At 73.4% G+C, this 22,389-nt stretch carries 24 protein-coding genes; 17 read left to right on the forward strand and 7 right to left on the reverse strand.

The annotated features are described in order from the left end of the window. The first annotated feature begins 50 nt into the window (after positions 1 to 50). Genes EES43_RS28425 through EES43_RS28435 form a run of 3 tightly spaced genes read left to right on the forward strand, consistent with a single transcriptional unit; the run spans position 51 to position 2,346 of the window. Positions 51 to 728, forward strand: coding sequence for an ABC transporter permease (locus EES43_RS28425; RefSeq protein WP_124271422.1), 678 nt, complete (start codon positions 51 to 53; stop codon positions 726 to 728). Then, positions 725 to 1,396, forward strand: a complete 672-nt coding sequence (locus tag EES43_RS28430; RefSeq protein WP_124271423.1) for an ABC transporter permease — start codon at positions 725 to 727, stop codon at positions 1,394 to 1,396. The genes EES43_RS28425 and EES43_RS28430 overlap by 4 nt, the downstream gene beginning before the upstream one ends. Next, positions 1,393 to 2,346: an ABC transporter substrate-binding protein gene (locus tag EES43_RS28435; RefSeq protein WP_241192559.1), complete on the forward strand. Its 954-nt coding sequence runs from the start codon at positions 1,393 to 1,395 to the stop codon at positions 2,344 to 2,346. The genes EES43_RS28430 and EES43_RS28435 overlap by 4 nt, the downstream gene beginning before the upstream one ends. A gap of 14 nt (positions 2,347 to 2,360) precedes the next feature. Here EES43_RS28435 and EES43_RS28440 read toward each other — a convergent pair whose 3' ends face one another. Continuing rightward, positions 2,361 to 3,524, reverse strand: a complete 1,164-nt coding sequence (locus EES43_RS28440; protein WP_124271424.1) for a betaine/proline/choline family ABC transporter ATP-binding protein — start codon at positions 3,522 to 3,524, stop codon at positions 2,361 to 2,363. A gap of 127 nt (positions 3,525 to 3,651) precedes the next feature. Between EES43_RS28440 and EES43_RS28445 the strand changes: the two genes are divergently transcribed. Next, positions 3,652 to 4,947, forward strand: coding sequence for an alpha/beta fold hydrolase (locus EES43_RS28445; protein WP_124271425.1), 1,296 nt, complete (start codon positions 3,652 to 3,654; stop codon positions 4,945 to 4,947). A 42-nt stretch (positions 4,948 to 4,989) separates the two neighbouring features. Here EES43_RS28445 and EES43_RS28450 read toward each other — a convergent pair whose 3' ends face one another. Next, complete coding sequence (locus tag EES43_RS28450) at positions 4,990 to 5,562, reverse strand: rhodanese-like domain-containing protein (RefSeq protein ID WP_124271426.1); 573 nt, start codon at positions 5,560 to 5,562, stop codon at positions 4,990 to 4,992. Between the two features lie 107 nt (positions 5,563 to 5,669). On the opposite strand from EES43_RS28450, the gene EES43_RS28455 reads away from it, so the two are divergent. From EES43_RS28455 to EES43_RS28480, 6 genes are all read left to right on the forward strand, one after another. After that, on the forward strand, positions 5,670 to 5,948 hold the full coding sequence (locus tag EES43_RS28455) for a metal-sensitive transcriptional regulator (RefSeq protein WP_124271427.1): 279 nt from the start codon (positions 5,670 to 5,672) through the stop codon (positions 5,946 to 5,948). A 28-nt stretch (positions 5,949 to 5,976) separates the two neighbouring features. After that, positions 5,977 to 6,714 carry a PIG-L deacetylase family protein gene (locus EES43_RS28460; protein WP_124271428.1) on the forward strand — a complete coding sequence of 246 codons (738 nt, stop codon included), beginning with the start codon at positions 5,977 to 5,979 and terminating at the stop codon, positions 6,712 to 6,714. A gap of 82 nt (positions 6,715 to 6,796) precedes the next feature. Further along, on the forward strand, positions 6,797 to 7,396 hold the full coding sequence (locus EES43_RS28465) for a helix-turn-helix domain-containing protein (protein ID WP_124271429.1): 600 nt from the start codon (positions 6,797 to 6,799) through the stop codon (positions 7,394 to 7,396). A 104-nt stretch (positions 7,397 to 7,500) separates the two neighbouring features. Next, entirely contained in the window at positions 7,501 to 8,469 is a 969-nt protein-coding gene (locus tag EES43_RS28470; protein WP_124271430.1) for an NADPH:quinone oxidoreductase family protein, read from the forward strand. Continuing rightward, positions 8,466 to 9,656 carry an acyl-CoA dehydrogenase family protein gene (locus EES43_RS28475; RefSeq protein WP_124271431.1) on the forward strand — a complete coding sequence of 397 codons (1,191 nt, stop codon included), beginning with the start codon at positions 8,466 to 8,468 and terminating at the stop codon, positions 9,654 to 9,656. Before EES43_RS28470 ends, EES43_RS28475 begins: the two co-directional genes overlap by 4 nt. Beyond that, on the forward strand, positions 9,653 to 10,771 hold the full coding sequence (locus tag EES43_RS28480) for an acyl-CoA dehydrogenase family protein (RefSeq protein WP_124271432.1): 1,119 nt from the start codon (positions 9,653 to 9,655) through the stop codon (positions 10,769 to 10,771). The genes EES43_RS28475 and EES43_RS28480 overlap by 4 nt, the downstream gene beginning before the upstream one ends. Before the next feature lie 81 nt (positions 10,772 to 10,852). Here EES43_RS28480 and EES43_RS28485 read toward each other — a convergent pair whose 3' ends face one another. Then, positions 10,853 to 11,587 (reverse strand): glutaminyl-peptide cyclotransferase, encoded by a 735-nt coding sequence (locus EES43_RS28485; RefSeq protein WP_124271433.1) that lies wholly within the window; start codon positions 11,585 to 11,587, stop codon positions 10,853 to 10,855. Positions 11,588 to 11,794: 207 nt separating this feature from the next. On the opposite strand from EES43_RS28485, the gene EES43_RS28490 reads away from it, so the two are divergent. The 3 genes from EES43_RS28490 to EES43_RS28500 all read left to right on the forward strand — a co-directional run bounded on the left by EES43_RS28490 (position 11,795) and on the right by EES43_RS28500 (position 14,607). Further along, entirely contained in the window at positions 11,795 to 13,015 is a 1,221-nt protein-coding gene (locus EES43_RS28490; protein ID WP_124271434.1) for an ATP-grasp domain-containing protein, read from the forward strand. Between the two features lie 112 nt (positions 13,016 to 13,127). After that, positions 13,128 to 13,646, forward strand: coding sequence for a GNAT family N-acetyltransferase (locus EES43_RS28495; protein WP_241192560.1), 519 nt, complete (start codon positions 13,128 to 13,130; stop codon positions 13,644 to 13,646). Between the two features lie 193 nt (positions 13,647 to 13,839). Further along, positions 13,840 to 14,607: a class I SAM-dependent DNA methyltransferase gene (locus tag EES43_RS28500; RefSeq protein WP_164493299.1), complete on the forward strand. Its 768-nt coding sequence runs from the start codon at positions 13,840 to 13,842 to the stop codon at positions 14,605 to 14,607. 3 nt (positions 14,608 to 14,610) lie between these two features. Here the strand turns inward: EES43_RS28500 and EES43_RS28505 are convergent, their stop codons facing one another. Then, the gene (locus tag EES43_RS28505; RefSeq protein WP_124271437.1) at positions 14,611 to 15,588 is read right to left on the reverse strand and encodes an LLM class flavin-dependent oxidoreductase; all 978 of its coding nucleotides are present in this window, start codon (positions 15,586 to 15,588) and stop codon (positions 14,611 to 14,613) included. Between the two features lie 99 nt (positions 15,589 to 15,687). Between EES43_RS28505 and EES43_RS28510 the strand changes: the two genes are divergently transcribed. Further along, positions 15,688 to 16,686, forward strand: coding sequence for an aldose epimerase family protein (locus EES43_RS28510; RefSeq protein ID WP_124271438.1), 999 nt, complete (start codon positions 15,688 to 15,690; stop codon positions 16,684 to 16,686). A gap of 26 nt (positions 16,687 to 16,712) precedes the next feature. On the opposite strand, the gene EES43_RS28515 is transcribed toward EES43_RS28510, so the two are convergent. Further along, positions 16,713 to 18,053 carry an aldehyde dehydrogenase family protein gene (locus tag EES43_RS28515; RefSeq protein WP_277426089.1) on the reverse strand — a complete coding sequence of 447 codons (1,341 nt, stop codon included), beginning with the start codon at positions 18,051 to 18,053 and terminating at the stop codon, positions 16,713 to 16,715. 343 nt (positions 18,054 to 18,396) lie between these two features. Here EES43_RS28515 and EES43_RS28520 point away from each other — a divergent pair, with 343 nt between their 5' ends. Beyond that, on the forward strand, positions 18,397 to 18,882 hold the full coding sequence (locus EES43_RS28520; protein WP_124271440.1) for a cupin domain-containing protein: 486 nt from the start codon (positions 18,397 to 18,399) through the stop codon (positions 18,880 to 18,882). Next, entirely contained in the window at positions 18,875 to 19,426 is a 552-nt protein-coding gene (locus EES43_RS28525; RefSeq protein WP_241192562.1) for a GNAT family N-acetyltransferase, read from the forward strand. The genes EES43_RS28520 and EES43_RS28525 overlap by 8 nt, the downstream gene beginning before the upstream one ends. Before the next feature lie 2 nt (positions 19,427 to 19,428). Here the strand turns inward: EES43_RS28525 and EES43_RS28530 are convergent, their stop codons facing one another. Both EES43_RS28530 and EES43_RS28535 read right to left on the reverse strand, forming a co-directional pair. Further along, a complete protein-coding gene (locus tag EES43_RS28530) occupies positions 19,429 to 21,033 on the reverse strand; it encodes a class I adenylate-forming enzyme family protein (protein WP_164493300.1) in 1,605 nt (534 codons plus the stop codon). A 23-nt stretch (positions 21,034 to 21,056) separates the two neighbouring features. Further along, entirely contained in the window at positions 21,057 to 21,311 is a 255-nt protein-coding gene (locus tag EES43_RS28535) for a phosphopantetheine-binding protein (protein WP_164493301.1), read from the reverse strand. Between the two features lie 358 nt (positions 21,312 to 21,669). Between EES43_RS28535 and EES43_RS28540 the strand changes: the two genes are divergently transcribed. Then, positions 21,670 to 22,377 carry a TauD/TfdA family dioxygenase gene (locus tag EES43_RS28540; RefSeq protein ID WP_164493302.1) on the forward strand — a complete coding sequence of 236 codons (708 nt, stop codon included), beginning with the start codon at positions 21,670 to 21,672 and terminating at the stop codon, positions 22,375 to 22,377. The last annotated feature ends 12 nt before the right edge of the window (positions 22,378 to 22,389 follow it).

A 22,389-nucleotide genomic window follows, 5' to 3' on the forward strand; every position in this document is an offset into this window, starting at 1 on the left:
ACAGGCGATCACGACGGGCGGCGGCCCGCCGGCCGGGCTCCAATGGACGGGTGACGGCTCCTCCGGACGACTGCCTCGCGCGCAACGAGTGGATCTGCGGCGCGTACCTCTCGAGCCGTCGGGAGATCCTCTGGGACGCCGCCCTGCAACACCTCCAGCTGACCGCCGTCTCCGTGCTGATCGCCCTGGTACTCGCCGTCCCGCTGGCCCTCGCGGCCCGCAGGTGGCGCTGGGCGGCCGGGCCCGTGCTCGGACTGACGACCGTCCTCTACACGATCCCCTCGCTGGCGATGTTCTCGCTGCTGCTGCCGCTGTACGGACTCTCCGCCGCCCTCGTCGTCGCCGGACTCGTGCTCTACTCGCTGACCCTGCTCGTGCGCAACATCCTCGCCGGCCTCCGGGCCGTCCCCGAGGAGACCCGGCAGGCCGCGCGCGGCATGGGGTACGGCCCCGTGCGCCTGCTGCTCGCCGTGGAGCTGCCGCTCGCCCTGCCCGCGGCCATGGCGGGCCTGCGCATCGCGACCGTCTCCGCGGTCTCCCTGGTCACGGTCGGCGCGATCGTCGGCTTCGGAGGACTCGGCAACCTCATCTACTCCGGCATGAACACCTACTTCAAGGCACAGGTGCTGACGGCCTCCGTGCTCTGCGTCGTCATCGCCGTCGTCGCCGACCTGCTGCTCCTGGGCGCGCAGCGGCTGCTCACCCCCTGGACCCGGAGGCGGACGTGAACACGCTCTCCGCGACGTGGTCCTGGCTCACCACGGCCTCCCACTGGTCCGGCCCCGACGGTGTCTGGACCCGGCTCGGCGAGCACCTCTACCTCACCGTCGTCTGCCTGCTCATCAGCTGCCTGATCGCCCTGCCCGTGGCGCTCGTCCTGGGCCACCTCGGCAGGGGAGGCGCGCTCGCCGTCAACGTCTCCAACATCGGCCGGGCCGTGCCCACCTTCGCCGTGCTCGTCCTGCTGCTGCTCACCCCGATCGGCACGTACGGGCAGTGGTCGACGGTCATCGCGCTGGTCCTGTTCGCCGTGCCGCCGCTGCTCACCAACGCCTACGTCGGGATGCGCGAGGTCGACCGCGACGTCGTGCGCGCCGCCCGGGGCATGGGCATGACGGGACGTCAGGTGCTGGCGGGCGTCGAACTGCCGCTCGCGCTCCCGCTGATCCTCACCGGCGTCCGCATCGCGGCCGTCCAACTGGTGGCCACCGCGACCCTCGCCGCGCTGGCCGGCGGCGGCGGACTCGGCCGGATCATCACCGCCGGATTCAATCTCGCCTCCACGCCGCAGGTGGTGGCCGGCGCGCTCCTGGTCGCCGTCCTCGCGCTCCTGGTCGAGTGCGTCTTCGAGGCGGGGCGGCGCGTCGCGCCCGACCGGGGACGGGAGGCCGCGTGATCCCCGCCCGCGTCCGCCGCGCCCTGGCCGCGATCCTGCTGGTCGCCACCGCCTGCACCTCCGGGCCCTCGCTGGAGGACCAGGGCGAGGTCACCGCTCCGCCCGGGGACAGCAGACGGCTCACCGTGGGATCGGCCGGGTTCACCGAGAGCGACCTGCTGGCGCAGATGTACGCGCTGCTGCTGAAGCACGCCGGATACTCCACCGAGATCATCTCCGTGACCAACCGGGAGATCTACGAACCCGCCCTGGAGAAAGGCCAGATCGACGTCGTGCCGGAGTACGCGGCGACCTTCGCCGACTGGCTGAACACCAAGGCCCACGGCCCCGACGCGCGCCCCGTCGGATCGCCCGACCTCGCCGCCACCATGAAGGCGCTGCGCGCGTCGGCGGCCCGGCGCGGCCTGACCGTGCTCGCCCCCGGCCGGGCCGTCGACCAGAACGCCTTCGCCGTCACCCGGGCGTACGCGCGCGAACACCACCTCAGGACGCTCAGCGACCTCGGCGCGTCCAAGCTGCCCGTACGGCTCGCGGCGGGCGACGAATGCGTACAGCGGCCCTACTGCGCCCCCGGGCTGAGGAAGGTCTACGGCATCGACATCGTCGCGGTGGACCCCAAGGGGGTCGGCACCACGCAGGCCAAGCAGGCCGTGCAGAACGGCCAGGACCAGATGGTCCTGACCACCACGACCGACGCCACCCTCGACGACTTCGGCCTCGTCCTGCTCGCCGACGACCGGCGCCTCCAGAACGCCGACCACCTGGTCCCCGTGGTCAACCGCTCCCGCGCCGGCGGCCCGGGGGTGCGCCGCGCCCTCGACCGGCTCAACACCGTCCTGACCACGGCCGACCTGGCCGACATGAACGAACAGGTCGACAGCCGGCGCAGGCTCCCCGAGGACGTCGCCCGCGACTACCTGGAGTCCAAGAAGCTCATCCCCAGGACCTGAGGGGACCGGCCCTCTCACGCGTCCGAGACGGAGTCGAAGTCCACCTCCTCCCGGCCCACCCCCTGGGCGTCGGCGTCCACCGACCGGCGCAGCGCCTCGTGCAGTTTGGCCGGGGTCAGCACACCGAGGAACCGCGCCCCGTCCAGCACCGCCACCCACCCCGCGTCGTGCTGGAGCATCTCGCTGAACGCCTGCTTCAGCGGCGCCCCCACCGGCACCCACGCGTCCATCCGGCGGGCCAGCGCACCCACCGCGTCCCGCTCCCGGGCCCGCCGCAGCGCGTCCGCCGACACCCAGCCGTGCAACTCGCCGGAGGCGTTGAGCACCACCGCCCAGCGCGCCCCCGACGTCCTCAGCCGGGCCGCCGCCTCCCGGGCGGGCTCCTCCAGCCGGGCCACCGGCGGCTCCTCCAGGTCCTTGGGCTCGACCGCGGTGACCGACAGCCGCTTCAGCCCCCGGTCGGAGCCGACGAACCGGGCCACGTACGGGGTCGCCGGAGTGCCGAGCACGGCGGCCGGCGTGTCGAACTGCTCGATGCGCCCCTCGCCGTACACCGCGATCCGGTCGCCCATCCGCACGGCCTCCTCGATGTCGTGCGTGACCATGAGCACGGTCTTGCGCACCCGCTCCTGAAGCCCCAGGAACTCGTTCTGCAGCCGTTCGCGCACCACCGGGTCCACCGCCCCGAACGGCTCGTCCATCAACAGGACCGGCGGATCGGCGGCGAGCGCCCGCGCCACCCCGACCCGCTGGCGCTGGCCCCCGGACAACTGCGCCGGATAGCGCGGCCCGTACGTCTTCGGGTCCAGGCCCACCAGGTCCAGCAGCTCGGCGGCCCGCTCCCGCGCCCGTGCGCGCTTCCAGCCGACCAGGGCCGGCACGGTCGCGGTGTTGTCCAGGACGGTGCGGTGCGGAAAGAGGCCGACCTGCTGGATCACATAGCCCATCCGGCGGCGCAGCTTCACCGGGTCGACCGCGGCGATGTCCTCGCCGTCCACCAGGATCCGGCCCGACGTGGGCTCGATCAGCCGGTTCACCATCATCATCGTGGTCGTCTTGCCGCACCCCGACGGGCCGACCAGCGTCACCAGCTCGCCCTCCGCGACCTCGAAGGAGAGCCCGTCGACCGCGGTCGTGCCGTCCGGGTAGACCTTGCCGACCTGCTCGAACCGGATCATGACTGCACGCTAGGAGGGAGCCGGCCGCCGCGCACACGCACCGGGACCGTCCGGGGCACTGCCCCGGTGCGGGAGAGCGGCGGCCATGTGCTGAACTGGCCCGGAGCATCGGATTCAGGAGCACCTTGTGAGCAGTTACCGGCAGCCCGGCGTCGTCCTCACCGACCGGCGGTTCACCGTCCCCCTCGACCACGCCGACCCCGGCGGTGAGCGGATCGAGGTCTTCGGGCGCGAGGCGGTGGCCGCCGGACGCGTCGGCCAGGAGCTGCCGTGGCTGGTCTACCTGGAGGGCGGACCCGGCTTCGGCGCCCGCAGGTTCGTCGGCGCGGAGGCGTGGCTCGGCCGCGCGGTGCGCGAGTACCGGGTGCTCCTGCTCGACCAGCGCGGAACCGGACTCTCCACACCGGCCAACCGGCAGACGCTCCCGCTGCGCGGCGGCCCGCGCGAACAGGCCGACTACCTCGCCCACTTCCGCTCCGACTCCATCGTGCGGGACTGCGAGCTGATCCGGGCGCAGGTGACCGGCGGCGCTCCCTGGACCGTGCTGGGCCAGTCCTTCGGCGGGTTCTGCGCGGTCCGCTACCTCTCCGCCGCGCCCGAGGGGCTGAAGGCGGTCCTGATCACCGGCGGCCTGCCCTCGCTGGACGCCCACGCCGACGACGTCTACCGGGCCGCGTATCCGCGCATCGAGCGCAAGGTCGCCGCCCACTACGCGCGCTACCCGCAGGACGCCGAACGCGCCCGGGACATCGCCGCGTACCTCGCCGAGCACCGCCCCGAGAGCGCCGGCCACCGGCTGACGCCTCAGGGGTTCCAGTCGCTGGGCATCATGCTCGGCGGCGGCAGCGGCAGCCACCAGCTCCACTACCTGCTGGAGAACGCCTTCGTCCGCACCCCGCACGGCGCCGAGCTGTCCGACGCGTTCCAGGAGGCCGTGCGCGCGGCCTGCTCCTTCGCCGGGCACCCGCTCTACGCCCTGCTGCACGAGTCCATCTACGGACAGGGCGGGCGCGCGACGGACTGGGCGGCCGAGCGCGTGCGCGCGGAGTTCCCGCAGTTCGACCCGGAGCGGGCGACGGCGGGCGACGGGCCGCTGCTGTTCACCGGCGAGACCGTCCACCCCTGGCACTTCGACGTCGATCCGGCGCTGCGCCCGCTGCGCGAGACGGCGGAACTCCTCGCCCGGCGCACCGACTGGCCCGCGCTCTACGACCCCGAACGGCTCGCCGCCAACGAGGTGCCCGTCGCCGCCGCCGTCTACCACGACGACATGTACGTGGACACCGCGCACTCGCTGCGGACGGCGGCGGCCGTACGGGGGCTGCGCACCTGGGTGACGAACGAGTTCGAGCACGACGGGCTGCGGGCCGGCGGGCCACGGGTCCTGGACCGCCTGCTGGCCATGGTGCGCGACGAGATCTGATCCCGGGCGGCGGGCGGGCGGTGTCCGGCCGGCCGGCGCGGCTCAGCGCTGGAGGGCTTCCAGGGTGGCGTCGAGTCCGGCGCCGGAGCGCGGCGCGCGGTTGTGCGGCAGCTTGGAGAGGACGGCCGCCATGCCGCAGGTGTTCGTCACGGCGGAGAACACCAGCCCCGCGCCGACGCCGGCCGACAGCCGGCGCGCGGCCGGGAAGCGGATGCCCGCCACCAGGCCGGCCACCACGAGCGAACCGGCCGCGAGCCGCACCTGACGCTCCATCGGCCAGACGGCGCGAGCGCCCTCGGGGCGGTCCAGGCCGCGGCCGTCGCCCTCCCAGGCCGAGGTGCCGCCGGTCAGCGTCGTGGCCTGGATGTCGGCGCCCGCCAGGATCTCGCAGGCGCGCGTCGAACGCACGCCGGAGGCGCACACCACCAGCAGGGACCCGCGCGCCGAGGCGGACTTCAGCGCCGGGAGCGCGTCGGGCAGCCTGTCGAGCGGGATGTTCAGCGCACCGGGCACATGGCCGCCCGCGTACTCGCCAGGGGCCCGCACGTCGATGACGGTGAACTCCTCCAGACGGGCTGCGGCCTGGGCGGGGGAGAGGGATGCGGGGGTGGTCACGAGCAGGTCCTTTCGGTCGCCGGAGAGGGAGGCGGAGACTCGGTCGCCTCCTTCCCCCGTCGGGCTGACCCCCTAGAATACCCCTCGGGGTATCAGGAGGAGGTTCGGTGGAACTCGACATGACGGCCGACGAGCTCAAGGCGGTCCTCAACCGCCTCCGCCGCGCCCAGGGCCAGCTCGCCGCGGTCATCCGCATGATCGAGGAGGGCCGCGACTGCGAGGACGTCGTCACGCAGATGGCGGCCGTCTCCCGGGCGCTGGACCGGGCGGGTTTCGCGATCATCGCCACCGGGCTCCAGCACTGCCTGGCGGACGCCGCCGCCGAGCCCGCCGACCGCGACCGGATGCGGGCCCGCCTGGAGAAGCTGTTCCTGTCGCTCGCCTGACCGCCTGGACAGCCCTTAGCCTGCGGGCATGACGCAGCAGCGACTCGAACCCATGCCCGCCGACTGGAGCCGCGCCCTCGCCGTGGTCGCCCACCCCGACGATCTGGAATACGGTGCGGCGGCAGCCGTGGCCGAGTGGACCGACGGAGGCCGCGAGGTCGTCTACCTCCTCGCCAGCCGGGGAGAGGCCGGAATCGACACCCTGCCGCCCGAGGAGTGCGCACCGGTACGTGAGCGCGAGCAGCGGGCGAGCGCCGCCGTCGTGGGCGTGCGCGCGGTGGAGTTCCTGGACCACCGGGACGGGGTGATCGAGTACGGCGCCGCTCTGCGCCGCGACATCGCCGCCGCCGTACGCCGTCACCGGCCCGAACTGGTGATCACCCTCAACCACCGCGACACCTGGGGCGGCGGGCGCGCCTGGAACACGCCCGACCACCGGGCGGTGGGCCGCGCCACCCTGGACGCGGTGGCCGACGCGGGCAACCGGTGGATCTTCCCGGAACTCCGCGAACAGGGCCTCGAACCGTGGAACGGGGTGCGCTGGACAGCCGTGGCCGGCAGCGACCGCCCCACCCACGCGGTCGACGCGGCGGCGGGGTTCGAGCGCGCGGTCCGTTCGCTGCTGGAACACCGCAGCTACATCGAGGTGCTGACCGACCAGGAGCCGGAGGCGTACTGCCGGACCTTCCTCACGAACGCGGTCGACGCCGCCGCCGAGCGCTTCGACGGCCGCCCCGCCGTCGCCTTCGAGCTCTTCGCGCACTGAGCGCGTACGACGTTCCGCGGAACCGAGCAGGATGCTCCGCCGATCGGGCAGGGGGAGAGCAGGGGAGAGAGATGGGGGAGACGTGAGGGAACACGACCGGGGCGATCCGGAACTCGACGCCGTCCTCACCGGGGTCGGCCCCCGGCTGCGCCGTCTGCGCAAGGATCGCGGGGTCACGCTCTCCGCTCTGTCCGCGGCCACCGGAATCTCCGTCTCCACACTCTCCCGGCTGGAGTCCGGCGGCCGTCGGCCGAGTCTGGAACTGCTCCTCCCGATCGCCCGCGCCCACGAGGTCCCGCTCGACGACCTCGTGGGCGCGCCGCCCGTCGGCGACCCCCGGGTCCGGGCCGAGCCGATCGTGCGCAACGGCCGCACCATGCTCCCGCTGACCGCGCGGCCCGGCGGGCTCCAGGCGTACAAGCTGGTGATCGAGGCCGACGCCCACGACACGCCGGAGCAGCGGACCCACGAGGGCTACGAGTGGCTGTACGTGCTCTCCGGGCGGCTGCGCCTGCTGCTGGCCGAGCACGACCTGGTGCTGGAGCCGGGCGAGGCCGCCGAGTTCGACACGCGGCTGCCGCACTGGTTCGGTCCGGCGGGCGGGAGGCCGGTGGAATTCCTCAGCCTCTTCGGGCCGCAGGGCGAGCGGATGCACGTACGGGCCAAGCCGAAACGCGGCTGAGCCCCTGCCGCGCGGGCCGCTCCGAGGTGGTTCCCAGAAAGGCAAGCGACCGCTTAGTATGCGCCGGAGCAGTGGTAATGCCGACAGTGTCGTGGAGGCCCCTCATGCAGGCATGGCGAGTGCACCGTAACGGCGAGCCGGGCGAGGTGATGCGGCTGGAGGAGGCGGACCGGCCGGTCCCCGGCGAGGGGCAGGTGGCCCTCCGGGTCCGGGCGGCCAACGTCAACTTCCCCGACGCCCTGCTCTGCCGCGGCCAGTACCAGATCCGGCCGCCGCTGCCGTTCACCCCCGGGGTCGAGGTGTGCGGCACGACCGACGACGGCCGGCGGGTCCTCGCCACCCCGTCCCTTCCGTACGGCGGCTTCGCCGAGTACGTGGTCGCCGACCGGGCGGCCCTGCTTCCCGCGCCCGACTCCCTCGACGACGCGGAGGCGGCGGCCCTGCACATCGGCTACCAGACCGGATGGTTCGGCCTGCACCGCCGGGCCCGCCTCCAGCCGGGCGAGACCCTCCTCGTCCACGCGGCGGCGGGCGGTGTCGGCAGCGCCGCCGTCCAGCTCGGCAAGGCGGCCGGCGCAGTCGTGATCGGCGTCGTCGGCGGCCCGGAGAAGGCGGCCGTCGCCCGGCGGCTCGGTTGCGACCTCGTCGTCGACCGGCGCGAGGAGGACATCGTCGCGGCGGTCAAGGAGGCGACCGGCGGGCGGGGCGCCGACGTCGTCTACGACCCGGTCGGCGGCGACGCGTACGCCAAGTCCGTGAAGTGCGTCGCCTTCGAGGGGCGCATCGTCGTCGTCGGCTTCGCCAGCGGCTCCATCCCCGCACCGGCCCTCAGCCACGCCCTGGTGAAGAACTACTCCGTGGTGGGACTGCACTGGGGCCTCTACGCCGCCAAGGACCCGGCCGCCGTCCGCGCCTGCCACGGCGAACTGACCGAGCTCGCCGCCCGAGGCATCGTCAAACCCCTGGTCAGTGAGCGTGTCGAGATGGCCGGGGCGGCTCAGGCGGTCCAGCGCGTCGCCGACGGCGCCAGCACCGGCCGCATCGTCGTCCTGCCCACCGGAGGCGCCCGGTGACCACCGTCGACGCCGCGGAAGTCCGCCGCCTCACCCGCGACCTGCTCGCGGCCCACCCGCCCGCCACCACCGGGCGCACCGACTTCCTGCGGGCCCGCTTCGACGCCGGCCTCGCCTGGGTCCACTACCCGGTCGGCCTCGGCGGGCTCGACGCGCCCCGTTCCCTCCAGCAGACCGTCGACGCCGAACTCGCCGCCGCCGAGGCTCCGGACAACGACCCCCGCCGCATCGGCATCGGCCTCGGCATGGCCGCGCCCACCCTCCTCGGCTTCGGCACCGACGAGCAGAAGCGGCGCTTCCTGCGCCCGCTGTGGGTCGGCGAGGAGATCTGGTGCCAGCTGTTCAGCGAACCCGGAGCCGGCTCCGACCTCGCGGCCCTCGCCACCCGGGCCGTCCGCGACGAGAACGGCGACTGGATCGTCGACGGCCAGAAGGTCTGGACCTCCAGCGCCCATCTCGCCCGCTGGGCGATCCTCATCGCCCGCACCGACCCCGACCAGCCCAAGCACCGCGGCATCAGCTACTTCGTCTGCGACATGACCGACCCCGGCGTCGACGTCCGCCCGCTGCGCCAGATCACCGGCGAGGCCGAGTTCAACGAGGTCTTCCTCACCGGTGTTCGCATCCCCGACAGCCGGCGGCTCGGCCCGGTCGGCGAGGGCTGGAAGGTCGCCCGGACCACCCTCATGAACGAACGCGTCTCCATCGGCGGCTCCCGGCTCCCGCGCGAGGGCGGCATGATCGGCCCCGTCTCGCGGACCTGGCGCGAACGCCCGGAGCTGCGCACCCACGACACCCACCAGCGCCTGCTCACGCTCTGGGTGGAGGCCGAGGTCGCCCGGCTCGCCGGCGAACGGCTGCGCCAGCGACTGGTCGCCGGACAGCCCGGCCCCGAGGGCTCGGGCATGAAGCTCGCCTTCGCCCGCCTCAACCAGGAGATCAGCGGCCTGGAAGTCGAACTCCTCGGCGACGAGGGCCTGTTGTACGGCGACTGGACCATGAGCCGCCCCGAACTCGTCGACTTCACCGGACGGGACGCCGGCTACCGCTACCTGCGCTCCAAGGGCAACTCCATCGAGGGCGGCACCAGCGAGGTCCTGCTCAACATCATCGCCGAACGCGTCCTCGGCCTCCCCGCCGAACCCCGCAACGACAAGGACGTCCCCTGGAAGGACCTGAGCCGATGACCGCGCCGCACCAGCCGCCCGCCACCCCCGACCTCCTCTACTCCGCCGAGGAGGAGGACCTGCGCTCCGCCGTGCGCGCCCTCCTCGCCGACCGGGCCGACGCGCCGGCGGTCATCGCCGCCACCGAGTCCGCCACGCCGTACGACCCGCGGCTGTGGGAGGCGCTGGCCGCCGGCATCGGCGCTGCCGGACTCCTCGTGCCCGAGAGGCTCGGCGGGCAGGGCGCCTCGCACCGCGAGGCCGCCGTGGTCCTGGAGGAGCTGGGGCGCAGCGTGGCGCCCGCGCCGTATCTGACCAGTTCCGTCGTGGCGACCGAGACGCTGCTCGCGCTGAGCGGTGAGTCCCGTCATGCCGCGGACCTTCTGCGCGAGCTGGCCGCCGGCCGCCGAACCGCCGTGCTCGCCGTGCCGTTCGGCACGCCGCCCTCCGGCGCGGACGCGGCCACCGCCTCGCTCGACGGCACGGTGCGGGGCGTCGCGGACGCGGCCGTCGCCGACGTGCTGCTGGTGCCGGCGGCCGACGGCCTGTACGCGGTCGTGGCGGACGCTCCCGGCGTCACCGTCGAGCCCCTCGTCCCGCTCGACCTGACCCGCCCGCTCGCCACGCTCACCTTCGCCGGTGCGGTGGCCACACCGCTGGCCGGTCCGGACGCGGGCGCCGCCGCGGTACGCCGCGGACTCCTCGCCGGGGCCGGACTGCTCGCCTCGGAACAGCTCGGCCTCGCCGAGTGGTGCCTGGCCGAGACCGTCCGCCACACCCGCGAACGCCGCCAGTTCAACCGGCCCGTCGGCTCGTTCCAGGCGCTCAAGCACCGGATGGCGCACCTGTGGCTGGAAGTCGTCTCGGCCCGGGCCGCCGCCCGCAACGCCGCCGACGCGCTCGCCACCGGCAGCCCCGACGCGCCGCTCGCGGTCGCCGTGGCCCAGGCGTACTGCGCGGGCGTCGCGGTCCACGCGGCGGAGGAGTGCGTGCAGTTGCACGGAGGCATCGGGATGACCTGGGAGCACCCGGCGCACCTCTACCTCAAGCGCGCCAAGGCGGACTCGATCGCGTACGGCAGCGCGGGCCGGCACCGCGACACCGTCGCGGGACTGGTGGAGCTGCCGGCTCCCTAGGGTGGCCCGCGACGGGGCGTCGTCCGCGTACGGGGGCGTACGCGGACGACGCCGACCCCGACGCCGCGCGGTGCGGCGGCGTCAGGGCGGGGAGTCGAGTCCTTCGAGGCGCGCCCAGCGTGGTGGCGGGGCCGGTCGCTGCTCGACCTCGTACAAGGACCGCCAGTGCTTTCCCGTGAGCAGGAAGCGGTCGGTTCCCGGCAGGGCCGCGATGCCGTTCATGACATGTGCGGTGACCGGCAGTTCGTCACGGCGCATGTCCGAGGCGTCCACCCAACTGCACACCCGCCCGTCCGCCAGGTCGATGCCCAGGACGTACGGGGTGCCGTGGACGACGGCCCAGAGCACGCCGTCGGCCCAGGTCAGGTCGTTGAGGGCGGAGGCGGGCCGGTCGCCGATACGGACGGCCACCGCGCGGTGGCTCCGCAGGCTCCCCGGATCGCGCACCATCAGCCGGTCGGAGCCGTCGCTGGTGACCACATCGGTTCCGGTGAAGCACATCCCCCACCCCTCGGCGTCGTAGGGAACCCGCTCGCACGTCATGTCGCGCACGCGCCAGCGCAGCGCGATCCCTTCTCGCCAGGTCAGTTGCCACAGGACGTCTCCGACCCGGCAGATCCCCTCCGCGAAGAGATCGTCGGGAAGCCGCCTGCTCCACCGCACGGTTCCGTCGGCCGCGTCGAGCCGGCGAAGCGTGGAGCGACCGTAGCGGCCGGTGCTCTCCCAGATCGTTCCACGGTCGATCTCTATGCCCTGGACGAACGGCTGTCCCCGGTGGGGGAGCCGGTGCAGGGTCCGGAAGCTGCGAAATCTCAACGCCCCTCCTCTGACGGGGGATCGGCCGCACGGCGGGCTTCCCGGGAAGCGATACCCGTGTCGGGGCGTGCGGCAACCCGAAGAGCGCGTCGCCTCGTGGCCGGGCCGGGTCGTCCGCCGCCCGACTGTGAATACCCTGCGTCACCATGGGTAGCGTTCGGCCGTCGGCCGGGAGCCCTCGTCTCCCCGCCCCGACCAGGAGGAGCCATGAAGCGCGATCGCCGGCACGTCGTGATCGTCGACCGTTCGGACTACGGGAAATACCGGCACCAGGACGGACGGCCGTTCCTCGACCCCGAGCGGTACCGGGTCACCCTGCTGACCCGTCCCGGACGCGGGCGCGATGTGCGTCCCGAGGACGCGGTCACGGTCGTGCACACCGACACCTACAGCGAGCGGGAGGTTCTGAGCACCGTGCCCGCTCTGGCGGCCGGTGCGCCGGTGGACGCGGTGGTCTCGCTCTCGGAATGGACGCTGCTCCCCGCCGCCCGGCTGCGTGAGGCTCTGGGGGTGTCCGGACCGGGATGGAGCCGGATGGAGCCCCTTCGGGACAAGGTGCGGATGAAGGAGTACTTCGCCGCTCGCGGGGTGCGCACGCCGGAGTTCACGGCGATCGGGCGACCCGGAGACGCGGCAGGACTGCTGGAACGTCACGGCGCGGTCGTTCTGAAACCGGTGGACTCCATGGGCTCCGCCGGTGTGCACCTCGTGGGGAGCCGGTCGGAACTCCGGCGGCTCGACCGCGAAGGGCTGAGTGCCGGGAGCCGTTACGAGGCGGAGGAGTTCATCGACGGCCGCCTGTTCCACATCGACTCGGTGGTGGACCGGGGCAGCGCCCTCGTGGCCACGGCCTCCACGATGCTCGATCCCGACACGGTCTTCCCGGCCGGGGGAGTCTGCCGCTCCGTGCTGCTCGACGACGGGCCGGAGCGCGACACCGTGCTGGCCTTCAACGATCAGGTGCTCGGCGCGATCCCGTGGTTCTCCGGCGTGACCCACCTCCAGCTCTTCCTGGACCGGGCCGGTCAGCCGGTGTTCTGCGAGATCGGCGGTCGACCGGGCGGCGGCGGCATCGCGCCCGCCTTCCGGCACCGGTTCGGCGTGAGCCTGGTGCAGGCCGCTCTGCTGCCCCAAGTCGGCGAACCCTTCCCGGAGTTCCAGGAGGCACGCCCGCCCGCGGAGCGCTCCAGCGGCCACGCCGTCGTCTACCCGCGCGAGCTGGGCGCCCTGGTGGCGTACGACCGGGTGCCGCAGGAGGAGTGGATCGTGCAGTTCAGCCCGCTCTACCGGCCCGGGCAGCAGATCGTCCCGGCGACCAGCTGGGGTCAGGGAATAGCGATGATCACGGTGTGCGGTCCAAGTGCGCGTGCCGTCGCGGAACGCCTGGACCGGGCACACCGGACCCTGCGGGTGACCGTACGGCCCTGAGCCGCGCGGCGGGGCACGCGGCGGCGGGACACCGTGCCTCCCCGCCCCGCGCGCGGGTGAACCGGCTGTATCGGGGCCCGAGGCCCGCGGCCCGGTGTGCGAGCATGCACCGGTGTCCTCATTCACCACCCACGTTCTGGAACCCGCCGACTGGCGCCTGTACCGCGCCCTTCGGCTGGCCGCCCTCACCGACGCGCCCCAGGAGTTCGGCTCCACGCTGGCCCGCGAGGAAGCCCTCACCGAGGATCAGTGGAGACGCCGGCTCGAAGGCCGCGGCCAGTTCGTCGCGAGGCAGGACGGCGATCCGTGCGGTATCGCCGGTGTCGTTCCGGCGGAGCCCCGGGTCGCCGAGCTGGTCTCCGTCTGGGTCCGGCCCCGCTCGCGCGGACAGGGCGTGGGCGGGCTGCTGCTGGACGCGGCGCTGGGCTGGGCCGAGGAGCACGGCTGCGTCGAGGTGCGGCTGACGGTGAGCGAGGGCAACGACGCGGCCGAACGCCTCTACTCCCGTCACGGCTTCCGCCGCACGGCGGCCGGCGGCCCCGCCGAAGACGCCGCCGCGGACAGGCGGGAATTCGCCATGGTCCGCACGGAACACCTCCTCAGAGGGGGACCGTCCCGCACGGGCACGTGACCGGCCACCGCCACGGGTGACCGACCGCCGCCACGGGCACGCGGCCGACCACCGCACAGGTGCCGTTCGAGCCGCACCGGTGCACGCGGGGCGCACAACCTCGGTCTCCGCCACCTGCGGTGCGCCGCCCGGTGCGTCCTAGCCTGGCGTGGTGCCGGGCCGGCACCACGCCGGCGGAGGAGGGAGTCGTACGGTGACGTACTACACGCAGGGGTTCGCGACCTTCTACGACCGCTACTTCACAGGCTGGGTCCGGGACTACTCTCCGGCGCTCGCGGATCACCTGGACAGGACCGGCGGCGGCCACGGTGTGCTGGACCTGTGCTGCGGAACGGGTGTGACGACGGCCGTCCTGAGCGAACGGGGCCGGCACGTCACGGGCCTCGACCGGTCCGCCGCCATGCTGCGGATCGCCGCGAGGAGATCGGCGGAGGAGGTCCGCGCCGGCGGTGTGCGTCTGGTCGAGGGGGACGCACGGGACTTCTCGCTTCCCGAACCGGTCGGCGCCTGCGTGTGTCTGGACGGGGCGCTCAACCACTTCGAGAGCCGGGAGGACCTGGTCCGCTGCTTCACCAGCGTGGCCGAGGCGCTGCACGCGGGGGGAGAGTTCGTCTTCGACCTCTTCGAACTCCCCCACTTCCGGCACTGGAACAACCTCACGCTCATCGACGAGGACGACACCGTCGTGGCGAAACGCGGGGCGTGGGACGACGAGGTGGGTCGCGGCATGCTGAGGGTCTCCGGCGTGGTCGGCTCCGACACCGGCATCGTGCGGGTCGAGCAGACACTGCGCAGCCGGTACTACTCCGCGGCCGAGGTGACGTCCGCGCTGGCCGAGGCCGGGCTCGTGCGGGTCGAGCACGACGTCGACGCGCGGTACTCGACCTGCGAGTCGGGCTCGTGTTCGAAGTCGGCAGTCCCCTGCCGTACGGTCTACCGTGCGCTCAAGCCCGTCCGGTGACTTCTACCGGTCGGACCCCGAAGATCCCTCGACCATCTGTCGCAGGGCGGGCGTGACGCGGGTGGCGACGAGCTCCACGGTCGTCCAGTCGACGGGCGGGCGAGCGCCCAGGATGAAGTCCCTCGCTCCGAGAGCCGCGTACGGCGCCAGATCGGCCACGCAACTCTCCGGGGTGCCGAAGCTCAGATACTCGTCGAGCAGAGGCGAATCCGGTGGCAGATGCCCGAGCAGCGCCTCCCGGCGGCGCATCGCCTCCTTCTCGTCCTCGGCGAGGACGGCCCGGAAGGTGATGGACTGCCGGATGTCCGCCGCATCCCGGCCCGCCTCGTCGCAGTGTTCGCCCAGAGCGGCGCACATACGGCGGTACGCCTCGGGAGTGCCGGGCAGGGTGTTCCAGATGTCCGCGTGCCGGGCGGCGGCCCGCAGCACCCCGGAGCCCGCGCCTCCCAGGACCAGCGGGATGTGGGGCTGGAGCGGTTTGGGCGCCAGGTGCGCACCGTCCAGGGTGTAGTGGCGACCGCGGAAATCGGTGCTCTCGCGGGTCCACAGGGAGCGCACGACGCGGCAGGTCTCGTCCAGCATGACGGCGCGGTCGGCGGGCGCCGGACGCTCCAGGCCGAACTGGTCGTACATCAGGTCCGGACCGCCCGAACCCAGGCCGAGTTCCAGACGGCCGCCGGAGACATGGTCGAGGGTCGCCGCGATGGCGGCCACCGAAGCCGGGTGCCGGTTGGGCACGGCCAGGACCAGCAGCCCGCAGCGGACTCGCCGCGTCCGGGCCGCGAGCGCGGCCAGCAGAGTCGGCCCCTCCAGACAGGGACCGCCGGGCCCGCCGAGCGGTGGTCGCAGATGGTCGAAGAGCGACACCCAGTCGTATCCCAGCGCCTCCGCCCGCTGCCACAGCTCCAGGCACGCCCCGAAACTCTCGTACTGCTGTCCGGAATGGACGCCGAACCGCACCGCCTCACCGTGGATCCGCACCGTGCCGCCCTTCGTCAGGGAACCGCTTCGCCCATCATCGCAACGCCCGCGGACCGACCGCGGACTTTCGGGCACATCGAGCGAGGAGAGACGCACACGATGGACATCCGACGCTCCCACGTCGGCACCACCGAGGGACACCCCGGCCAGGGGCCCCGTCCCGTGGACGCCTACACCCTCGGCGGCGAGGACGGTCTCGCGGTCACCGTCTGGACCTACGGGGCCGCCCTGGTCGAAGTGCTGGCGCCCGACCATGCGGGCCGCAGGGCCAACGTCGTGGCCCGGCTGCCCGATCTGGCCGCCTACCAGGACCGGGCGCGCAATCCGTACGTGGGCGCCACCGTCGGCAGGTACTGCCGCGGGATCTCGGACGGCAGGTTCCGGCTGGACGGCGCCGAGTACCGGCTCGACCGCAACGACGGCCCCCACCACATGCACGGCGGCACCTGGGGGACGGACCGCTCCGTGTGGGAGGCGGAGGCGGACCGCGACGGTGGCGGGGCCGTGCTGCGGATGCGGTTGACCAGTCCGGACGGCGATCAGGGCTATCCCGGCGAACTGCGGGCGGAAGCCGTCTACCGGGTCGGTCCGGACCGGCGTCTGACCATCGAGTACCGGGCGACGACATCGGCGCCGACGATCGTGGGGTTCACCAACCACGCGTTCTGGAACCTGGCCGGATCCGGAACCGTGGACGGACACCGGCTGCGGCTCGGGGCGCGGCACGCCGTGGCCTTCGACGCCCGGCTGATGCCCCTCGCCGGCGCGCCCGTTCCGGTCGACGGCACCGCACTGGACTTCACCCGTCCCCGCCCGCTGGACCACGTGGCGCTGGACAACTGCTATCTGCTGGAAGGAGAGGGGTGGGCGGCGACCCTTTCCGACGGGCGCACCGGGCGCGTGATGCGCGTGTACACGGACCAGCCCGCCGTCGGCGTGTACTCCGCCGACCACTGGGCGCAGAGGCCGCGCGCCGGGCTGTGCCTGGAGACCGGGCCCTTGCCCGACGCGCCCAACCGCCCCGACTACCCGTCCTGTCGACTGGACCCGGGCGACCGGTACCGGGCACGGACCGAGTACCTGTTCTCCGACCGCTGACACGCCCGCCCGGCCGCCCGGATCGCTCAGAGGCCCGGTCCGGTCCGGACGGTGACGGTCTTGGGCCGCTGGTACTCCGTCAGCGCCAGCACACTGAGGTCGGTGCCGTGTCCGGAGCCGCGCCGACCGCCATGGGGGAGCTCGGCGGTCTGTGCGAGGTGGCAGTTGACCCACACCTCGCCCGCGTCCAGCGCCTGCGCCAGCGGCAGGGCACGGGCGAGGTCCCGGCTCCACACACTGGCGGCGAGGGCCTGCGGCACGGAGCCGGCCAGCCGCAGAGCGTCGTGCGGGTCGGCCGCGACCTGGACGGTGAGAAGGGGGCCGAAGACCTCCTCGCGCACCGCCGGGTCGTCCTCCGGCAGCCCGGCGAGAACGGTCGCGGGACGCCAGTACCCGCCCCGCTCCTCCTCCGTGACGTCCATCGGCCCGGACCGGCGGACGGAAGCGGCGGAGCTCCGCAGCAGCGTGTCGTAGCGGGCCGCCTGCTCGGCGTTGTTGAGCGGGCCGAACGCCGGGCCCGCCGGCCGCGACTCCATGGCCTCCACCAGCCCGGCCACCACCGCGTCGTGATTCTCCCGCAGGGTGATCACCCTGGCCGGAGCGGCGCAGCTCTGCCCGGCGTTGTACGTGCACGCGTCCATCAGCGCCCGGCAGGCGTCGGCTGGGGCGTCGGGCAGGACGATCACCGGGCTGTTGCCGCCGAGCTCCAGGCTCACGCGACGCGTGCCGGCACGGCCGAGGACGTCCAGGCCGGCGGCCGGACTGCCGGTGAAGGCCACCGCGTCCACCGGGCCCGCGGTCAGTGTGCGCCCGGTGGCGCGTCCTCCGACGAGGGTCTGCAGGACTCCCGGTCCCAGCTCCTGCCCGGCGTCGCGCGCGAGCAGCAGTCCGCTGTCGGGTGTGGTGGCCGCCGGCTTGAGGATCACCGCGTTGCCGGCGGCGAGCGCGGGGCCGATCCGCCAGGCGGCCATGAGCAGCGGGTAGTTCCAGGGCACGATCGCGGCGACCACGCCCAGCGGCTCCCATCGCACCCAGCTCTCGTGGCCGGGGATCAGCTCGCCCGCGGCCGGGGACGTGCCCGTACGCAGAGCGCCCGCGTAGAAGCGCAGGACGTCGATGCTCGCGGCGACCTCGGCAGCGGCCTCGGAGGGCGGTTTGCCCGTCCCGGCCAGCTCGGCGGCCAGGTACGCCGGCGCTTCGCGTTCCATGAGGTCCGCCAGCCGGGACAGGCGCCGTGACCTCTCGCCGCCGCTGAGGCCGCCCCAGCCGCGGGCCGCCTTCCGCGCGGTCCTGACCGCGGCGGCGACGTCCGGGCCGTCGGCGGCCCGCATCGTCCCGCGCGCCCCTCCGGTTCGCGGGTCGGTCAGCCGCCACGGAGACCCGGCCGGCGGGTCGCCGGTGAGAACCGGTGGGGCCTTCTCGGCACGAGGGGAAACAGGACGGGAGGCCATGGCCACTCAGAGTAGAAGTGTCACCCGTCGCGCAGAACACACGCGTGAAGTATGGCCGAAAGCCGTCCGGAACACGTTGCTGCGAGCCTCGGGGGCTCAATTCTTTCTCTTCTCGAATCACTCGGGAAACAGGCGCAACACCGGTAACTCTGTATCTCGCGGCCACCGGGAACCCACTTCTCTTTCCGCCATTCTCGCGCCTCGGCTTTCACACGCCCGACCGGCTGGGTAAGACGGTGGACTGGGAACAGGAGGCCGCATGACTGACGAATTCGACGCACAACGGCATATCCGCAATGTGCTGGAGAAACGCGCGGTGCTGCTCGCGGGCCCCGACGGCGTCGCGCTGTCGGGCATCGAAGGGGTCGAGGGCGCCGCGGAGATGATCGACCGCGATGTCGAGATCGGCGTCGACCGGCTCGTGATGCGACCGGGAAGCGCCTTCGAACTCCACACCCACCCCGGGGCCCACCTGCTGTACGTGCTGCGCGCCCGCGGCGTCATCCACGTCGACGGGATCGACTACGAGATCGGCCCGGGCGACACCATCTACGTACCGGCGCGGTACGCGCACGGCGTACGGACCCACCGGGCCGCCCGGGAGCCCTTCGAACTGCTCGCCTTCGGCGTGCCCCACATGCCGCTCACCTCGCCCGAGCGGATGACGCTCGTCCCCGAGGAGCCGCTCGCGGCCGATCCCGGGCCGGGCTCCCCGGCGCGTCTCGGAGAAGCGGCACATGGCTGAGCCGGCCGCCGTTCCGGACCGCGGCCGACGTCCCCCGACGGACAGCGGACGGTGGGAGGTCGCGCGCCTGGACGCCGAGGTCCACGCCCTGCTGTGCGCGAGCGACGCCCTGCACGCCCGCCTCAGCGGTACGCCGGTTCCCCGGCGGGACCCGGAGACCACCAGACGCCGGGTCAGAGCCGGGTGCGTCCGGGTACTGCGCAGCGGCGGCACGGCCGTGGCCTCGTTCACCCTGACCACCGAACCGCCCTTCCCGCCGGACGAGGCGCGCTTCGCCCCGGCCGCGCGCCCCCTCTACCTCAGCCGGCTGTCGGTCCTGCCCGCACTGCTCGAAACCGGTGAGCCGGCCGGACTGCGCTGCCTCCGTGAGGCCCTGCGGGAAGCCCGTGCCCGAGGGGCCGACGTTCTGCGCGCCCAGGCCAATCCGGACCTGCGCGGCTCCTCGGCGCTGCTGGCACAGCTCGGCTTCGAGCAGCAGGGGCCGGTCCTGGAGGACGCCGGAGTGCGCCGCGTGCACCTGCAGCGGCGGCTCACGGCGACGTGACGTCAGCGCGGCCGTGCGACGGGGTGTTCATCCGCTGCCAGCCGCCGGGCGAGGTCGGGGCGCAGCACCTTCCCGGTGGCCGTCCGGGGGATGGCGTCCAGGGCCACGATGCGGTGCGGCAGCACGGCGGCGGGGAAGACGGCGGCCAGACGCTCCCGGAGTCCCGCCGTCGCCGCCCCGGGGGCGAGAACGACGGCGGCCACGACCTGTTCGCCCAGCAGCCGGTGGGGGAGAGCGGCACAGGCCGCGTCGCGCACCTCGGGCACGGCCCGCAGGACACGGTCCATCTCGTCCAGGGACACGGCCTCGCCACCGACCTTGGCGATGTTCTTGATCCGCCCCGTGAGGGTCAGGAACACGCGGCCGGACGCCGGATCCCGCCAGATCCGCCCCAGGTCCTCGGAGTGGAACCAGCCGCCGCGCAACGCCCGGCCGGTGGCCTCGGGGTTCCCTTCGTACCGGGACATCACATGCGGACCGCGCATGCAGACCTCGCCCGCCTCGCCCGGGGCCGCCGGGGTGCCGTCCTCGCGCAGCACGGCCAGTCCGGTTCCGGGCAGCGGCACGCCCACGGACGGAATGCCCTCGTCCAGGACGAGCCGCCGGTACAGATCCTCCGTCAGGCCGTGCGGCATGGTGGTGGCGAAGTTGGTGGTCTCGGTCAGTCCGTAGCCCTGCACGACCGGCACCCGCAGGCGCTGCGCCACGGAGCGTGCGGTGCCGGAGGTCAGCGGGGCGGCGGCCGTGACGAAGCAGCCGAGATGGTCCTGCTGCCCGGGCCGGCGCCAGGTCTCCAGCAACGCGTCCAGGACCGACGGGACGACGCTGGCGATCCGGGGGCGGTGGCGGACGATCAGGCGCGGGTGCGTCAGCGGATCGAAGCCGTGCGCCAGTACCACGTGAGCCCCCGCCACCAGCGGCGCCAGGACCGTGAAGTGCAGGCCGTTCACGTGGTGGATCGGAAGGCATCCCAACAGCCGGTCGCCGGGCCGCAGCCCGTGGTGCCGGGTGAGCATCTCCGCGTTGGACACCAGGTTCAGATGGGACTGCACGACCAGTTTGGAGGCGGCGGTGGAGCCGGAGGTGGCGAACACGAGGGCGTCGTCGGGGAGCGCGACGGCCCGGTCGACGGCAGGCCGGCCGTCCGCACGCGGGTCGCACGCGCGCCGGACGCCGGGAAGGGTGAGCTGCCGGGGCGGACCGGGAGCCTGCGCCCGGACGGGCAGCGCCGGCGAGCGCAGCACGGTCCTGACGCCCAGCCGTGCGGTCTGCGCCCGCACGCGCTCGGGAGGGTCGTGCGGTCCCAGGAGCAGGACCGCGGCGCCGGTCCGCAACAGCGCCAGCACCGCGAGCACCGAGCTGACGTCGTTGGCGGGCGCCAGTCCCACCACGACACCCGCGGCAGCGCCCACCTCTTCCCGCAGCCGGCCCGCCAGGCGGCGGCTGAGGAGTTCCGCGTCGGCGAAGGTGAGGGTGTCCTCCCCGCCGTCGGGGTCCACCGCGGTGAGATAGGGCGCCGGTCCGAGCGCGCGGGCGTTGCGGGCCAGATGGTCCAGGACCGTCGCCCGGTTCCGCGGCGGACCGGGCCGGCCGGCGGGGGGAGTCACGACCGCTTCGTTCCGCCGCGCCATCAGCCCTCTCCCCGCAGCTCCCGGACGGCCTCGGCCACCGTCCGTACGCTGTGAAACGTCTCCCGGGTGAGCATGCGGTCGGGGAAGAACACCGCGAAGTGCTCTTCCAGGTGGGACAGGAGACCCACCAGCGCGAGGGAATCCAGACCGGCCTCTTTGAGCGGGGCGTCGGCGTCGGGAAGAGAAGCGGGCGCGTCCGCCCGCGCGGAGTGGTGTCGGACGGCTTCGGCGACGGAACGCATGATTTCGTCCACGGAGCCACGATAGGGCATGTGCTTTCGGCGGGGGAGAAGACGAACAGTGATCGACTTTTTCGCACTCCGAAACAGGGCCGGTCATTCGACGGGACGGCGTCATGACGAGAGTTGATCCGGCCAGATGATGGCCTGCATTGCACTCGCTGCCGTCGAACCGCCTGACTACCGTGAAATCACTGGGTGAAGGGTGTGGGCTTTGACCGAAGCGGAATTAGTCGAACGGGAAAACGATGTTCACCGTTCGATGAGACGGTCTCTTCTGCACGGCGCCACTGTTCTCCCGCCTCCCTCACCCGCACCTCTGCGACTGCGCTCCGGACCGTTCCCGGCCTGTGGCGGACAGAGCCTCCTCGACATGGTGCGGGAGCACGGCTTCGCGTCGGCGAGGCTGGGGAGCCCCCTGCCGGTGCGCCAACTGCTCCAGTTCGGCTCCCTGCTGGGGACACCGCAGCCCGAAACCGATCCCGCGGTACTCCCCTTCACCGAGGAGCGGGTGGTACTCAACCTGCGCAGCGTACGGAAGCGAACCGCGGACCCGGCGCTGCAGCCCTTCGCCCGCGACGCACTGGCCCTGCACAGCGAGGGCAGCGGACGCGGCGTCGCTCAGCAGCCTCGCTACATCGTGCTGATGTGCCGTGCTCCAGGAGGCGCCGCCGCGGCGCAGACCGTGCTCGTGCCGATGGCCGAGGTGGCGAGTCGGCTGGACCGCGAGGAGAGACGCTTGCTCACGGCCACCGTCTATCGGGCCGGTACTCCGCCTCCCGTACTGCGCTACGAGGAGGAGCGCCCGGTCTTCTCCTTCCGCGACTTCATGGGGCAGCGGCTGCGATGGCGCTACACGCCCGAACCGGCCCGCGCCCGCGAGCCGGAGCCCGAGCCGGAGCGGGTCAACGCGGCCCTGCGGCGACTGCTGGCCGCGATGTACACGACGCGCGCCTCCGGCGTGCGCTGGGAGGCGGGCCTGCTGGTCGTGGTGGACAACCGCCGCTTCTTCCACGGCAGAACCGCGGCGCCCGCCTCGGGAGTGGGGCTGCGCCACCTCCAACGGCTCCGCGTCCTCTGACGGGCCTTCCCG

Origin of the sequence: Streptomyces sp. ADI96-02 (genome assembly GCF_003846185.1) — a bacterium.
Taxonomy (GTDB): Bacteria; Actinomycetota; Actinomycetes; order Streptomycetales; family Streptomycetaceae; genus Streptomyces.